The 15,541-nt window shown below is 40.4% G+C and carries 15 protein-coding genes; 9 read left to right on the forward strand and 6 right to left on the reverse strand.

The window, feature by feature from the left end:
- Positions 1 to 105 precede the first annotated feature (105 nt).
- Positions 106 to 657, reverse strand: a complete 552-nt coding sequence (locus LBYS_RS17840; RefSeq protein WP_013410241.1) for a cob(I)yrinic acid a,c-diamide adenosyltransferase — start codon at positions 655 to 657, stop codon at positions 106 to 108.
- An 88-nt stretch (positions 658 to 745) separates the two neighbouring features.
- Here LBYS_RS17840 and LBYS_RS17845 point away from each other — a divergent pair, with 88 nt between their 5' ends.
- From LBYS_RS17845 to LBYS_RS17860, 4 genes are all read left to right on the forward strand, one after another.
- Positions 746 to 1,243 carry a hypothetical protein gene (locus LBYS_RS17845; RefSeq protein WP_013410242.1) on the forward strand — a complete coding sequence of 166 codons (498 nt, stop codon included), beginning with the start codon at positions 746 to 748 and terminating at the stop codon, positions 1,241 to 1,243.
- Positions 1,233 to 2,417, forward strand: coding sequence for an S-adenosylmethionine:tRNA ribosyltransferase-isomerase (locus LBYS_RS17850; RefSeq protein WP_013410243.1), 1,185 nt, complete (start codon positions 1,233 to 1,235; stop codon positions 2,415 to 2,417). Before LBYS_RS17845 ends, LBYS_RS17850 begins: the two co-directional genes overlap by 11 nt.
- A 95-nt stretch (positions 2,418 to 2,512) precedes the next feature.
- The gene (locus LBYS_RS17855; protein WP_148225844.1) at positions 2,513 to 2,884 is read left to right on the forward strand and encodes a hypothetical protein; all 372 of its coding nucleotides are present in this window, start codon (positions 2,513 to 2,515) and stop codon (positions 2,882 to 2,884) included.
- Positions 2,881 to 3,570: a Rossmann-fold NAD(P)-binding domain-containing protein gene (locus LBYS_RS17860; RefSeq protein ID WP_013410245.1), complete on the forward strand. Its 690-nt coding sequence runs from the start codon at positions 2,881 to 2,883 to the stop codon at positions 3,568 to 3,570. The genes LBYS_RS17855 and LBYS_RS17860 overlap by 4 nt, the downstream gene beginning before the upstream one ends.
- On the opposite strand, the gene LBYS_RS17865 is transcribed toward LBYS_RS17860, so the two are convergent.
- Entirely contained in the window at positions 3,557 to 4,021 is a 465-nt protein-coding gene (locus tag LBYS_RS17865) for a hypothetical protein (RefSeq protein ID WP_013410246.1), read from the reverse strand. The genes LBYS_RS17860 and LBYS_RS17865 overlap by 14 nt on opposite strands.
- Positions 4,022 to 4,169: 148 nt before the next feature.
- On the opposite strand from LBYS_RS17865, the gene LBYS_RS17870 reads away from it, so the two are divergent.
- Positions 4,170 to 6,257: a M3 family metallopeptidase gene (locus tag LBYS_RS17870; RefSeq protein ID WP_013410247.1), complete on the forward strand. Its 2,088-nt coding sequence runs from the start codon at positions 4,170 to 4,172 to the stop codon at positions 6,255 to 6,257.
- 471 nt (positions 6,258 to 6,728) lie between these two features.
- On the opposite strand, the gene LBYS_RS17880 is transcribed toward LBYS_RS17870, so the two are convergent.
- Positions 6,729 to 7,931 carry a dihydrolipoamide acetyltransferase family protein gene (locus tag LBYS_RS17880; protein ID WP_013410249.1) on the reverse strand — a complete coding sequence of 401 codons (1,203 nt, stop codon included), beginning with the start codon at positions 7,929 to 7,931 and terminating at the stop codon, positions 6,729 to 6,731.
- Positions 7,919 to 9,163, reverse strand: a complete 1,245-nt coding sequence (locus LBYS_RS17885; protein WP_013410250.1) for a CinA family nicotinamide mononucleotide deamidase-related protein — start codon at positions 9,161 to 9,163, stop codon at positions 7,919 to 7,921. Before LBYS_RS17885 ends, LBYS_RS17880 begins: the two co-directional genes overlap by 13 nt.
- 201 nt (positions 9,164 to 9,364) lie before the next feature.
- Here LBYS_RS17885 and LBYS_RS17890 point away from each other — a divergent pair, with 201 nt between their 5' ends.
- Both LBYS_RS17890 and gldC read left to right on the forward strand, forming a co-directional pair.
- Positions 9,365 to 10,084: a DUF4197 domain-containing protein gene (locus LBYS_RS17890; RefSeq protein WP_013410251.1), complete on the forward strand. Its 720-nt coding sequence runs from the start codon at positions 9,365 to 9,367 to the stop codon at positions 10,082 to 10,084.
- Between the two features lie 2 nt (positions 10,085 to 10,086).
- Complete coding sequence (gene gldC, locus LBYS_RS17895) at positions 10,087 to 10,494, forward strand: gliding motility protein GldC (RefSeq protein ID WP_013410252.1); 408 nt, start codon at positions 10,087 to 10,089, stop codon at positions 10,492 to 10,494.
- Between the two features lie 5 nt (positions 10,495 to 10,499).
- Here the strand turns inward: gldC and LBYS_RS17900 are convergent, their stop codons facing one another.
- Entirely contained in the window at positions 10,500 to 12,083 is a 1,584-nt protein-coding gene (locus LBYS_RS17900; protein WP_013410253.1) for a S8 family peptidase, read from the reverse strand.
- 335 nt (positions 12,084 to 12,418) lie between these two features.
- Between LBYS_RS17900 and hisG the strand changes: the two genes are divergently transcribed.
- Positions 12,419 to 13,279: an ATP phosphoribosyltransferase gene (hisG, locus tag LBYS_RS17905; protein WP_013410254.1), complete on the forward strand. Its 861-nt coding sequence runs from the start codon at positions 12,419 to 12,421 to the stop codon at positions 13,277 to 13,279.
- The gene (gene hisD, locus LBYS_RS17910) at positions 13,279 to 14,541 is read left to right on the forward strand and encodes a histidinol dehydrogenase (RefSeq protein ID WP_013410255.1); all 1,263 of its coding nucleotides are present in this window, start codon (positions 13,279 to 13,281) and stop codon (positions 14,539 to 14,541) included. Before hisG ends, hisD begins: the two co-directional genes overlap by 1 nt.
- A 1-nt stretch (position 14,542) precedes the next feature.
- On the opposite strand, the gene LBYS_RS17915 is transcribed toward hisD, so the two are convergent.
- Complete coding sequence (locus LBYS_RS17915) at positions 14,543 to 15,373, reverse strand: helix-turn-helix domain-containing protein (RefSeq protein WP_013410256.1); 831 nt, start codon at positions 15,371 to 15,373, stop codon at positions 14,543 to 14,545.
- Between the last annotated feature and the right edge of the window lie 168 nt (positions 15,374 to 15,541).

Here is a 15,541-nt window from a genome sequence, read left to right on the forward strand (position 1 = left end):
CTCTTTCGCTTCGCTCAAACGGACCATAAAATTCGGTCAAAGGAACATTAGTATTTATTCTTCCGAAACTATTAAATATTAATTAACAAAAGCTCTCAGCATATGTTAATGTCTCGCTTTCCAAGCATTTTCCTCCGTTCCTAATTCTTGGGTGAGTTTTCGAGATAGGACAAATAGATAGTCGGATAGTCTGTTGAGATAGATGATGATCAAAGGTTCTACCTCTTCCTGCTCTGCGAGTCGGATGACTTGACGTTCCGCTCTACGGGCAACAGTTCTAGCTACATGCGCATAAGAAACCGAGAGATGGCCACCAGGTAAAACAAAAGCCCTTAGAGGGGGGATTTGTTCGGTATATTCATCCATGGCCTTCTCCAACAATTCTACATCTGCTGGATAGAGTGAAGGAATTTTCTTTCGAGTTTGTTCCGGTTCAGATGCTAAATCCGCCCCAATCGTGAATAAACGATCTTGGATCTCTTTGAGCAGGTCTTTCCTGCTTTCATTTTCGGGTAGATCTCTTAGAACACCTATCCATGCATTCAGCTCATCTACGGTTCCGTAAGATTCAATTTTGATATGTCCCTTGGATATTCTGGAGCCACCTACTAATGAGGTTTGACCCTTATCTCCCGTTTTCGTGTAAATTTTTGGCATTTATTCTGAATTAATTCCTGAAGTCCGACAAAAGCGGGCTAACTTTGCAAGAGGCAATGAACATTTAAAGTTATATATAGGCCAGATAATGACAAATATTTTTTTTAAGTTTTGGAGAATAGGTTCTTTGATCTTATTGACCATCGTGCTCCTTTTTTGTTATACTACCCTTCCTGATAGCATAGCCATAAATTTTGAAGATTCAGGAAATCCCATAGGTTATATCTCTAAGCAACAGTTCTTTTACTGGTCGGCAGGGGTGATCCTGGGAGTTAACTTTTTGTTGGGACTTCTAGAAAATGCTTTATCCAAGATCAATCTGAGCGGAGTTCTTCAGAATTCTTGGGGTAAAAGACCAGGTAGTGTTCAAACCTTTTTTAAAGGATGGGTTTCTGCTTTCTTAGCATTTATCAATACTTATCTGGTTTTTGTGCTGTTGGGCCTCTATAATATCAATTCCACAGATGATCAAATGTTGGATTTCAACTACAACTATCTGTTGATCCTAGGCTTATTGATTCTATTGATTTTGTTGGTTTTCCCATTCTACAGACTGTTAGCCACTGAGGCGCCGAATGAAGATTGATATTAAGGAATATACCTATCCTCTTATTGAGGAACAGATTGCCAGATTCCCCCATTCTCCCAGAGATGAGTCTAAGCTTCTGGTCTACAAAGATGGGCAAATATCGCATCAGATATTTAAACAAATAGGCGATTTTCTTCCTGATGGAGCTCATTTGGTACTTAATGATACCAAAGTGATTCCCGCTCGTTTGTACTTTACCCGACAAACCGGAGCTTTGATTGAAATCTTCCTACTAAACCCTTTACAGCCTAGTACCGTACTACCTATCGTCATGGACGAAACCAGGGAAGTGGTTTGGCATTGTGTCATAGGTAACAAAAAGAAGTGGAAAGCAGATGAAGTCCTAGAAGGTAAGTTTACCTTAGAAGGAAGGTCATATAAGTTATGGGCAAAGCAGGGGGAAGATAATGCAGTTGCTCTGACTTGGGAAGGGGACTGGGCGTTCTCCAAAGTAGTGGAAGCTTATGGAAATATCCCTTTGCCTCCTTATTTAAAAAGAGAATCTCAGGAGTCTGATTTGACGGATTATCAGACCGTCTATTCTGAACATGAAGGGGCTGTGGCTGCACCTACCGCAGGGCTTCATTTTACAGACGCAGTTTTCCAGGATTTAGAAGGAAGAGGGGTAAAAAAGAGTTTTGTAACGTTACATGTGGGAGCGGGAACATTTATGCCTGTGAAAGAGGAAAATGCCCTCAATCACCCCATGCATTCGGAACAAATCATTGTAAGCAGGCAATTCTTGAACGAGATTCTAGCTCAAGAGGATTTCATCATTCCTGTGGGTACCACCTCTATGCGAAGCTTAGAAAGTATGTATTGGTGGGGAGTCAAGCTCATCAAAGGAGAAGATCAGCCGTTTTCTATTGAAAAGCTCTATCCCTATCAAGATCATCCGCCTATTACCGCAAGAGAATCATTTGAGGCCTTGCTGAAGGAAATGGGAGATGAGGGACAGTTGGTAGGGAATACAGAAATCATGATCTTTCCTTCCTACACTTTTAGGGTTTGTAAGGGTTTGATCACGAATTTTCACCAACCTACATCTACTTTACTTTTATTGGTAGCAGCTTTGGTAGGAGAAGAAACTTGGAGAAAGATCTATGCGGAAGCTGGTCAACAAGGGTATAGATTTCTTAGTTTTGGTGATTCTAGTTTATTACTACCATGAGATACCTAATTTACTTAAGTTTATTTTCTGTCTTGGCTTGTGGGCGCATAAAGCAAGAGGACACTTCTGAAATAAGGGCCGAAATTGAACGCTCGATGATCAAGAGAGTGACAGAAAAGGACCTTATGCAAGAGGTTAGCGTTTGGGGAGAACAAGCCAAAAAGAAATGGGATGCAGATTATAGGGTAGAGTGCCAACAAACATACGTTTTTGATGATTATACATTGGAGGTCTATAATAAAGACCTTCCAGTAGAAGGTCAGGGCGTTAAAAGTCAACTGATTGAAGCTTACTCTTACGGTTTACAACAAGGTCAACCTGTAGGTACCAATATTCAAAAACTGAACGATACCTTATTTATATACAGTTTTCCTTTGAGTGATAAATCGTATCTCAAGCAAGTATGTAAGCAGGATTTTGCCTTTGTGCTCCTGTCGTCCAAGAAAATCATTTCTCAGATCAAATGAGCCTGGTAATCATAGGTGGAGGCTGGTTAGGTTCTCGTGTAGCTTCAGCATGGTCTGAAAAAGTGCTCATTTCACACCGGTCAGGTGAGTTTCCTCTAGATGTTTGTACTTCTGGCTATTCTGATTTGCTACATCGAGCAAGCACGATTTTGATTACTGCACCCTTACATAGATTAGAAGGATATCAAAATTTGTCCAGAATCTTAGGAGATTTTGACGGTCAGGTGATCTATTGCAGTACTACAGGCATTTATCCGGATGAACCTGGTGAATACGCAGAGGATGATGCAGAAGAAGGGATGTTTAAAGAAGTAGAGGAATATCTATTGTCTTCGTTTTCCAATACCCTGATCCTTCGTTTGGGAGGACTGATGGGTGAAGACCGCTTCCTGGCTAAGTTCTACAAGGATAAGCCTTTGCCACAGCCGGGTGCTACTGTGAATTACATCCATTACAAAGATATCATTGGGGTAATTCAATGTCTTTTAGACAAGAGCATAAAGAAAGGTATTTATAATGTAGTTGCTCCTTTACATCCCACAAAAGCAGAAGTGTTTTATGCTCAGACAGGAATTAAACTAGAGGGAGAAAGGCGGGAAAGAATAGTGCTGGTAGACAGACTTATAAGAGAAACGGGATATTGTTTCCAATACCCCGATCCCATATCTTTTCCTAGAAACTTCTAAAGTTAGGTCTATAATTCATAGGAGAGAATTCAGACGGTGCAGCTAATAAAATGAGCACTAATGCTACCGTAAACCAGATAGCTATGGTTTTGTATTTTGCAGTGTCACTGGCTTGTCTTTTAGATTTTGCCGAGCCAATAGTGATGGCTATCACAGCAAAAACCATCATGATAAAGTGCTCCATACCGAAGAAGCGTAAATCCTTTTCTTTCATGCCCGCGCCAACATTTTCTAAGAATCCGGCTACCAAGGGACTGACAAAGTATAGGATCAGACCTACAATCAGTTGCAAGTGAACTAAACTTACAGTAATGGTTTTAATGGTGTTGGCCTGCTTAGTATAGGACTTGTTTCCAAACCAACCGGAATAGGACTGGACAAGAGATACCAATAAGAAGGCTAAGAATACCCAACGCAAAGCGTTATGGGTGGCTAATAAATGAGGATACATAGGTTGTTCAACTTAGTTTAAAAACAAATATCGGTTCAAAATCTTGATTTTGGATGGTTTGTCCATAAAATGTTTCCGTTCTAAATTATTTGACTTCCCTGCATGCTTGAATAATTTGTAACTTTGAGGTTAATCATTCTAAAAAATAATGAAGAAGATTATTATATCCATTCTATTTATGACACAAACTCTTTGGGCGCAAGACAATCCCTTTTTGAAGCCCTATTTAACACCTTATGAGGTTCCTCCATTTGATCAAATCAAGGTGGAGCATTATAAACCTGCTTTCCTGGAAGGAATGAAGATTCAGAAAGCTGAAATGGAGGCTATCGCAAATTCTACGGCTAAACCTACCTTTGAGAATACCATTTTGGCTATGGAAAATTCGGGTGAATTACTTACAAAAGTTTCGACCGTATTCTCCAATTTGACCTCAGCCAATACCAACAAAGAGATGCAGGCCTTGTCTCAAGAATTAGCTCCTCTTCTGGCCAAGCATTCAGACGATATTAACTTGAATGAGAAATTATTCAAACGTGTAGAACAGGTCTGGAATCAGAAAGAAAATTTGAATGCTGAGCAAAAAAGGCTTTTGGAACTCAAATATAAAGCTTTTGTGCGTTCTGGAGCACGCCTTAGTGCAGCAGATAAAGAGAAGCTTCGTGAGCTGAATGGAAGGCTTTCCATGTTGGGAGTTAAGTTTGGTAACAATATTCTTACAGAAACCAATGCATTTGAACTAGTCCTAGAAAAACCGGAAGAACTAGCAGGTTTACCCGATGCCCTCATTGAAAGTGCTGCAACTTTAGCGAAGGCGAAAGGGAAAGAAGGGAAGTATATTTTCACTCTGCAGAATGCCAGTGTAATGCCATTTCTACAATACTCCTCCAGAAGGGATTTGAGATTTAAGATTTGGAATGCTTACCAACTCAGAGCAAATAATGACAATGAAGCTGATAATAAGGAAAATGCACTTCAATTGGCCAATTTAAGGAATGAAAAAGCCCGTCTGCTTGGGTACGCAAACCACGCTGCCTATAGTTTGGAGCAGACCATGGCTAAAACTCCTGAAAAGGTGTACGAGTTGTTGCAGCAATTATGGGCTCCGGCATTAAGTAACGCTAAAATTGAAGAGGCAGATATCCTAAAAATGATGGAATCTGAAGGAGTGGCAGGACCGGTGCAGCCGTACGACTGGAGGTATTACACAGAAAAGATCCGTAAGCAAAGATTTGATTTAGATGAGCAGGAAATTAAACCCTACTTCTCTTTGGAAAATGTGCGTTCCGGAATTTTTGCTGTAACCGAAAAGCTGTACGGTTTAAAATTTGAAGCTTTAAATAATGTGCCAAAATACCATGAAGATGTTACCGTTTGGAAGGTGACAGAAAAGGATGGTACAGAAGTGGGCCTATTGTACATGGATATGCATCCACGGGCTAGCAAGAGGGGAGGGGCCTGGATGACATCTTATCGTCCACAAACTATGAAAGGGGGTAAAAGAATATCACCGGTGATATCTATAGTATGTAACTTTACCCCGCCTACAGCAGATGCTCCTGCCTTGTTGACCTTCGACGAAGTTACAACCTTCTTCCATGAGTTTGGACATGCTTTACATGGTTTATTATCTAATGTAAATTATAAGAGCATGGCCGGTACTTCGGTTTCAAGGGACTTTGTAGAACTACCTTCACAGATCATGGAAAACTGGGCAGCTGAACCTGCAGTTTTGAAGATGTATGCACGTCACTACAAAACAGGGGAATTGATTCCTGATGAATTGATCAAGAAGTTAGAACAAAGTGCTACGTTTGACCAAGGTTTTGCCACTGTGGAATATTTGGCTGCTTCGTTACTTGACATGGATTATCATACTCAAGCAGGGGACATTGCTATTGATGTAAATGCATTTGAAAAGCAATCCATGCAGAAGATAGGGCTTATTTCATCCATTATACCTAGATATAGGACTACCTATTTTCAACATATCTTCTCTGGAGGTTATTCTGCCGGATACTATAGTTATATCTGGTCAGGAGTATTGGATACAGATGCTTTTTCGGTGTTCAAAAGCACAGATCTTTTCCATCCTGAGAAGGCAAAATCCTTCCGCAAGAATATATTGGAGAAAGGAAATACAGAAGATCCTATGGAATTGTATAAGCGTTTTAGAGGTAGTGAGCCTAAAATTGATGCCTTATTGAAAAAGAGAGGTTTGATGCCTAGATCTTAATGAAAGGAATATCCTGTGAGTTAGGTGTATAAGTCTCTAATGGATTTATTCATTTAACTTGCAGGAATCTTAATTGACGGGTTAGATTAGATAAATTTATAGGATATGAATGTATTCTTGAGGAAATCCATCACATACTTGCTACTTTGTATATTAAGCTTGATAGCTATTGTAAGAGATGATTTTAGGTCTTTTTCCTGGCTAGAAATCGCTATTTCGGCTTTATTACTTTTAGTCCTTTTATTTGAATCTGCAAGGCAATTGAAAAAATACTTTAAGCTAAGAAGAAGATTAGATTTGTCAAAGATCAGGTGATCCGTGTATAAGCCTTTTGTGTTATGCTTGTGGGGGCTACGGGAGAAACAACTTTTGTGTCTCTATAAATTTATAATGTGACGGCTGTTGAGGAGGTTAAAAAAAATGGCTGTAAGATACCCTTCCAGCCATTTTTCATAATATGTTTCTCCTGATTTACAGGTTTTGTTCACTTTCCAGATAATCAGAAACCTCTTTGAGGAAAAGGCCTCCCAGAGATCCGTCTACCACACGGTGGTCATAGGAATGTGAGATAATCATCTTCTGTCTTATTCCAATAAAGTCTCCTTCCTCCGTCTCAATTACCGCTGGCATCTTACGAATAACTCCGAACGCCATGATGGCTACCTGAGGTTGAAGGATGATAGGGGTACCTGCCAGGTTTCCAAATCCGCCGATATTAGACATGGTGTAAGTTCCACCTACTAATTCCTCCGGTTTCAGTTGATTGTTTCTGGCACGAGTAGCCAAATCATTGACTTTGGAAGATAATTGGATTAAACTGTATTGGTCGGCGTGGTGAATAACCGGCACAATCAGGTTTCCGTTAGGTAAGGCAACTGCCATTCCTATGTTGATATCCTTTTTATAGATGATCTTGTCACCGTCAACCTGCGCATTTATCGCAGGGTATTTCTTGATAGCTGCGACAATAGCACGAATTAGAAGGGGTGTAAATGTTAAGTTTTCGTTGTACTTAATTTTGAACTCATCTTTAACTTTATTCCTCCAAGAAGATAGCTGAGTAACGTCAGTTTCTATAAATGAGGTGACATGAGGGGAAATGCGCTTAGAATCTACCATTCTTTGGGCAATCATCTTGCGCATTCTGTCCATCTCCACGATTTGATCTTCCGATGAAGAGGTGAATTGAGGAGTGGTTATCTTTCTCGTCTTCACATAGGCGAGAATGTCATCTTTGGTTACTCTTTGATTTTGTCCGGTTCCCTGGATTTTTTCCAGTTCATCCATACTGATATTTTCTTCTTTAGCAATGCTAAGTACCAAAGGGGAATAGAATCTATTATCAGTAGATGGAGCTACTGCAGCTACGGTCTGTTGGATCTGAGTTTCTAATTCTAAAGCAGCAGCTTTATATGGTTCAGGTTTAGAAGCCCCTTCAACTTCTATTTCGCAAATGGGACTGCCTATTTTTGCAATATCTCCTTCCTGCACCAAGAATTTTGTGATCACTCCGGTATGTGAGGAGCCAATTTCTGTGTCAATTTTATCCGTGGCTACCTCAATGATCATGTCGTCAGTTTCTACCCTGTCGCCTTCTTTCACTAACCACTTAAGTACGGTGCATTCAAAGATACTTTCGCCCATGTTAGGCATTAAAATCTCTATTTTTGCCATATTCCCCTTAATTGAAGTCGTAATAAATTCAAAGCTGCCTTTGTGGTGTATTCAATGTTTCCTAATCGGTCTCTGTTCAGGTTCAGCTTTTTTGTAATGGTCTCATTGCCGTTAGTTACGGCCATCCAAATGGTGCCTACCGGTTTCCCGGGTGTGCCTCCTCCGGGACCAGCAATTCCGGAAGTAGCTATGGCATAAGTGGATCCGGTCAAGCGCTGTACACCCAGTGCCATTTCTGTAACCGTTTCTTCACTGACCGCCCCAAAATTACTTAAAGTTTCTGACTTAACCTTTAAAATATCCAATTTAACTGAGTTAGCATAGCTTACTACAGATCCTAAAAAATAAGAAGAACTACCTGCCACTTTAGTGATTTGGTGGGCTATATTACCTCCCGTGCAACTTTCAGCTGTAGATAAGGTGGCATTCTGATTTAATAAAAGTTCTCCAATGCTTTTTTCTATTGTAACATCTTCTTTTGCGTATACAAAGTCATCTATAATTGGAATAATCTCCTCAAACTTCTTCTGCAATTCTTCTACTGTATGCCCGCCAAAGGAACTTAATCTCAATTTGACTTCTGCAAGGTCAGGAAGGTAGGCCAGTTTCATCTCTTCTGGGAGTGATTCCTCCCAATGTGCAATTTTTTCTGCGAGGAAAGATTCTCCAATTCCTGCCGTTTTTAAGTAGGCATGTGCCAGCATAGGAGGTTTGAGTCTTTCTTTTACTTTAGGTATTACCTCTTCTGACATGAGGTACTTCATCTCCACTGGTACGCCCGGAAGGGATACAATTATACGGTTTTCATGATTAAACCACATGCCTGGAGCAGTGCCGGCTGCGTTGTGCAGATATTCACATTTGCTAGGTATGGCTGCTTGTAGTCTATTGATCTCGGTAAATGGTAAGCCTCTTGATTCAAACAGTTCTCTCACATGCGCTTCCGCAACGGGATGAATTTTTAGCTCATCTTCTGTGAATTCACAAAGAGTAGTCTTGGTCACATCGTCTTTCGTGGGCCCTAAGCCGCCAGTGATCAACTGAATATCGGAGTCGGAATGTTGTACAGCTTCTAATATGGCTTCTCGCGTATCAGATATAGAAATGATTTTAGTAACCTTTATACCAAGTTCGGATAGTCTTGCAGCCATCCATTGGGAATTCGTATCCAGGATATGACCATACAAAATTTCATCACCTATAGTAATAATCTCCGCTCTTATAATTCGCATTTCAGTGAAATAATGATAAAGGTAGAATTTTTTCAGTAAACCTCCTATGGTAAGAAGTGGGACTTATCAGCATATTATAAAACTCCGTTTTTATGTGATTGAATTTCAATTGCTTTTACTATTTTAATAACTTTCGGATAAGATTTTCGTTACAAAAAAACCTACTTTTGCGTCTAAAACTAGAAACAGTAAATCATAATCATGTTAAAAAAACTTATAGTTGTGCCTTTTTTGGCTTTGGCATTAGTATCCTGCGGACAAAACGTTAATCTGGGAAGTGTATTAGGAACGGTATTGAATAATGCACCGCTTACAGAAGGAGAAGTAGCCAATGGACTAAAAGAAGCCTTAGTTCAAGGCATCACTAATGGAGCGAAGCAAGCTTCGGCAGTAGATGGATATTTAGGCAATTCTTTGATCAGAATTCCTTTCCCACCAGAGGTTCAAAAGGTAGAATCTACCCTTAGAAACTTAGGCTTAGGAGGTGAAGTGGATAAGTTTGTTACTGCCTTAAACAGAGGTGCTGAAACTGCGGCAAAAGAAGCTGCTCCTATTTTTGTTTCTGCTATCAAGCAACTTACCATCACTGATGCTTTTAATATCTTAAGGGGAGAAAAAGATGCAGCTACGCAGTTTCTGAAAAGAGTAACTACTGCTCAATTGACTCAAGCTTTTGCTCCTCATGTACAAAAGGCTTTGGATGCAACTCAGGCCACTAGATACTATTCTGATATTGCGAATACGTATAACAAAGTGCCATTTGTGACAAAAATTAATCCGGATTTGCAAGCTTATGCAACTCAAAAGGCCATAGATGGGTTATTTATATTAGTTGCTCAGGAGGAAGAGAAAATTCGTGAAAATCCAATGGCCAGAACCACTGATCTCCTGAAGAGGGTATTTGGCAGTGTTAATAATTAAGCATGAAATCAGAAATTAATTTTCAAATCCAATTAGACAAAGACAGAATTCCGGAGAAGATCTTTTGGGACGCTACTGAAAACCCAAATGAAGGCATTAACGAAACAAAAGCCATCTCCATTAACGTTTGGGATCATTACCACAAAGGTTTGTTAGGAATTAATCTTTGGACAAAAGATATGCCGGTAGATGAGATGAATCACTTTTTAGTGGACATCATCGGGAATATGGCTCAAATGGTAAAGGATTCTACTCAGGATCCAAAGATTGTAGCTATTCTGGAAGAAGCCGGAAGAGAAATTACGAAACACGTTAATGAACTGGCAAAGCAGCAGGAGCAGCCTCAAGCTGGTACAACTGACAGTTTAGATGCTTTGTTAGAGCAAACTCGTGCAAAAATCAAGAAATGAAACTCCTAAGGGGTTTCATTTCTTTTTAACCATTTGGCTGTAAACCATTTGCCTTCATATTGGAATCTAAGCAAATGTAATCCTTCGTTTAGCTCCTTAAACGATTTGCCTCCCGGGGTATCCTTCCTAATCTGTCTGCCATTTTCGTCCAGAATCCATATTTCTGTATTGTTCGGGAGTAAACTTTCTCCAACTCTGATATTGAAATCTCCGCCATTAGGTTGAGGGAAGATAGTAACCTTATCGGTCATGGCTTCGTTTCCTAATGCTGACCAATTACCGTAAATGTAACGTACCGCTCTAGTATAGCTAGGTATTCCATAGCCGTATTGAGGGGTAGGATTTGGGAATCTGTCTGCAGAGTGTATCAAAGCCTCTCTCAGTTGTAAGGCGGTGAGATGGGGGAATTGTTGTTTAAGGCTCGCTAAGAAACCGGTGATCAAAGGTGCGGCGTACGAGGTGCCATTGCCTGCCCTCAGTTGAGTGCCGCTGTTGCTATAAACAGTACCCACACCCATGGCACAGACATCCGGCTTAACCCTTCCGTCTGGACTGGGTCCAATAGAACTAAATGAAGCGAGGGTTCTTTGAGCATTTACTGCTCCTACGGCTATGGCATATTCTGCGTCTGCAGGGGAACTTATATATTTCCAGGAGCTATTTCCTTCATTTCCGGCTGCAACTACCACCAGTATGCCCACTTTACTGGCATAATCTGCGGCTCTGGCAATGATGCTGGTTTGCCCGTCCATATCTTGATAAGTGTAATCCTGATTAGGATCTGTAAACTGTGAATAACCCAGTGAAGTATTAAAGATATCTGCCCCTAAGGAGTCTGCATGTTCTGCGGCAAGTAACCAATAGACCTCTTCTATCTTAGATTCGTTTACAGCTATGACATCTTCCGTGGTATATAAAGCTAAATCCACTGCTGGAGCGGGCCCAGAGAAAACTTGGCCTAACTTTCCTGCTATGATGCTGAGTACATTAGTGCCATGGGTATCATCCCTATCCACCTCAGAGGTTTTGTGAACGTAATTATAAGTATGGATGATGTCTAGATGCTCGAAGACTTTAGCGGATTTCAACCCTATAAAACCTCCATCCATCACGGCAACAAGTACTCCTTTTCCGTTAAAACCGGCATTTAGCATGGTGTCAGCCCCCAACATTTTCAGTTGGTCAAGTTCAGGAATCACATCTAACTCTTGCCTAAATTTAGATCGAATCCTAGCATATTTTCCCAAGGATGTATCACCTCTGATATCTCCTTTGCCTTCCATTCCTTTAACAAATGAGAAGTTTAAGGCTTGTTTTAATTGGTCAGGATTGCAATGGATCAGGGCGGCGTTAAGCCACTTAGAAACTCCTTCAATTTGAATACCAAGATTTTTCAGGGCATTGAGATAATCAATGTTTACCGGATAATCTTTATCAGTGATAGAAATTCCCTGTTTTGACCTTCTTTCTAAAGCACGGTCGGATAGATAGACCTTTTGATCTTGCTTATCCTTGAAATAAATAAAATACTTGCCCTGCGCCAGAAGTTGCAGAGGGAGAATGAGATAGAATAGTAAAAGTTTACGCATGGAGGTATAGTAGTATTATACCAAAAATACGTAAAAAATCCAACTTAGAAATTGAATTTAAAGATTCCAAGTAAGATTAGAGCGAAAAGAATCAAGAAATTAAGGATCTTGAACCAGTTATACTCCCACAGTGGAGTGGTGGTCTTAGCCTTGTGATAGTTTAATTGCACGTTTTTCATTTTAGGAAATGGTATATCCCCGGTTGAGAGGGTACTGTTATTTTATAAAGAACTAGCAGGAAAAAGCACTTTGCTGTTAATTCGGGAATAATATTAAAGAATCTGGTAATCAATTACAAGAGTAAAGCGTAATTTTGTGGGAATTTTGGCTCATACATGAAAAATTATCTAAAAATTGCCGTCCAAAAGTCTGGAAGGCTAAGTGAAGATTCACTTAACTTGTTTAAAGAGTGTGGGATAAAAGTGGAAATGGGGAAAGGGCGGCTACGTACGGTTTCTTCAAATTTTCCGGCTGAATTTCTTTTCTTAAGAGATGATGATATCCCTGGTTATGTGGAAGATGGTGTAGCAGATTTAGGAATTGTAGGAGAAAACGTATTAGTGGAGTCAGCAAAGCAAGTAGAGGTAGTTAAGACTCTGGGGTTTTCTAAATGTAGATTATCTATTGCTGTGCCAAAGGAGACCAGTTTTTCTCTACCTGAAGACCTACACGGTAAGAGAATCGCTACTTCTTATCCTCGGATTCTTTCAGAATACCTGCAGAAAAATCACATACATGCACATATCCATGAGATCAGCGGCTCTGTTGAGATTGCACCATCCATAGGATTGGCAGATGCTATCTGTGATATAGTAAGTTCGGGAAGTACCTTACTGAGCAATGGTTTAAAAGAGCTGGATAGTATTTTTAGATCAGAAGCAGTGATGGTGGCACACTCCGGACTTGCAGAGGAGAAGAAAGCCATTTTGGAGCGCTTACTTTTCCGTATCTCATCTGTTCAAACAGCTAAAGATCATAAGTATGTTCTTTTAAATGCCCCAAATGAGAAATTGGACGAAATCACAGGGATTTTATCCGGAATGAAAAGTCCAACGGTTATGCCTTTGGCCATACCGGGCTGGAGTTCAGTTCACTCCGTATTAAAGGAAAATGATTTTTGGGAGAAGATTGAATCATTAAAAGAAGCCGGAGCTCAAGGTATCTTAGTGATTCCAATAGAAAAAATGGTGGTATAATGGAGATTTTTAAATATCCGAACGAAGAAGAGATCCAAAGAATCATTCGTAGGCCGGTATTAGACACTGCAGAGATTGAAAAGAAAGTAGAGCCTATACTGCTAGCCGTCCAAAAGGAAGGAGATTATGCTTTAAGGAGGTTTGCTCTGGAGTTCGATAATGTGATGATGGATGATTTCTCCGTAAGTAAAGAGACGGTTGAAGAGGCCATTCAAAACTTGGATCCCGCACTTAAAAACGCTATCGATTATGCCTATGAGAATATCAAGAAATTCCATGAGGTACAATTGAAGGTGGAAGATCCGGTGGAAACTCGCCCGGGTGTGAAGTGTTGGAGGAAGTCAGTAGGCATAGAGAAAGTGGGAATCTATATTCCCGGTGGTACCGCCCCTCTCTTTTCCACTGTTTTAATGTTGGGTATTCCAGCTCAATTAGCCGGATGTAAAGAGGTAGTTTTATGTTCTCCTGCATCACATCCAGCCATTTATTATTGTGCGCAAAAATGTGGGGTGACAAAGATCTTCAAGGTAGGAGGGGCACAGGCCATTGCAGCCATGGCTTTTGGAACGGAAAGTATACCTCAGGTTTCTAAGATTTTTGGCCCAGGTAACCAATTCGTTACTGCAGCCAAACAAGCCGTTACTCGCTACGGAATAGCTATAGATATGCCTGCTGGGCCATCTGAAGTAGCTGTGCTGGCTGATGAAACCGCTAATCCAAGTTTTATAGCTGCAGACCTTTTGTCGCAAGCAGAGCACGGTGTAGATTCTCAGGTAGTGCTGGTTACTACTTCGGAAGCTATTCTGGCTCAAGTAAAGGCGGAGGTGGAACTACAAGTATCTTTACTCCCTCGTAAAGACATGGCAGATGGTGCTTTAAGCCACTCCCGACTAGTAGTAGTGAAGGACAAAGAAGAGGCTATGAGTCTCTCGAATAGATACGCTCCTGAACATTTGATCCTGGCAATAAGTGATCCATTAGAATGGGCAGATAAGGTGCTTAATGCGGGTTCAGTGTTTCTAGGTCATTATACTCCGGAATCTTGCGGAGATTATGCTTCAGGCACCAATCATACCTTGCCAACTAACGGTTTCGCCAAAGCCTATAGTGGGGTCTCTGTAGACAGTTTTGTAAAAAAGATTACTTTCCAGGAGATTAGCAGGGAAGGTTTAGAAAATATAGGACCGCACGTCATGCAAATGGCTAAAGCGGAGGCTCTGGAGGCCCATAGTTTTGCCGTGCAGGTTAGATTAGAAGCATAATTTACTTCTCTTGAAATTTCTTGCGAAATGCAGAGGTAGTAAAACCAGTCATTTGGGTGAAGATTCGGCTGAAATATGCCGGATCATCATACCCCAGATAGTATCCTATTTCCTTTGCACTCAGTGGAGTGTGGGCTAATAGCCTTTTGGCTTCCAAGATTCTTCTTTCCGTTATGACTTCAGATGGTGAGGGAAGTTTTAGTCTCTTAAATTTGTGTGCCAAAGTTTTAGGAGCTACATGCATCAGTTCAGCATAAGCACTCACCTGATGCTTTTCCTTATAATGGTTTTCTACCAAAACTGTAAATCTCCGAAAGAATTCTAACTCTTGTTTGTCTTCCAAAATTTCAGCATTCAAGTGCTGTTTCTTCCATATTCGTACGGATTTGATCAGGATTTGTTTCAAATAAGTACGTATCATCTCTTCTTGAGAAGAATCTTTTAAACGAAACTCCTCTTGAATAGATGCGAATAATTGAAAGATGCTATCATCCTGCAGGCTTATTTGAGGCATGTTTTGGACATTATTAAACAACAGGCCGTCACAAGCCACTTCTTCATCGTGGATTTGGATACAGTAAAAATCCCTATTGTAATAGATCAAATAGGCCGCCTCTGTACTCATATTGGTGATCTTGAAATGCTGGTGGGGATTGATGAAGAATAGGGTAGCTGTATCCAATTCAAATCTTTGTAGATCTATCTGCAGATGGTAACCTTTTGGTGCCAACAGGATCTTAATGTAGGAATGGTATTCCATAGCCTCAAAAGGTGCATATGGAAGGATTTCGCGCAGTCCCAAAGTCTTTAGTTGGTTGTGAAATTCTGGCATAGCATTTCGATTCAAGTAAGTCGGAAGAAAATCATCTCCCGACTCCCTTTTTATTTGAACAATACGTGTATTCTCTGTGAAACTGAGATAGTTTCTATAGCAAATTAAGAACTTAATTTTACTAGTAAGGCATCATTTGGCCTAGAGTTATTCATCTCTTAAGAAAAT

The organism is Leadbetterella byssophila DSM 17132 (genome assembly GCF_000166395.1).
GTDB classification, from domain to species: domain Bacteria; phylum Bacteroidota; class Bacteroidia; order Cytophagales; family Spirosomataceae; genus Leadbetterella; species Leadbetterella byssophila.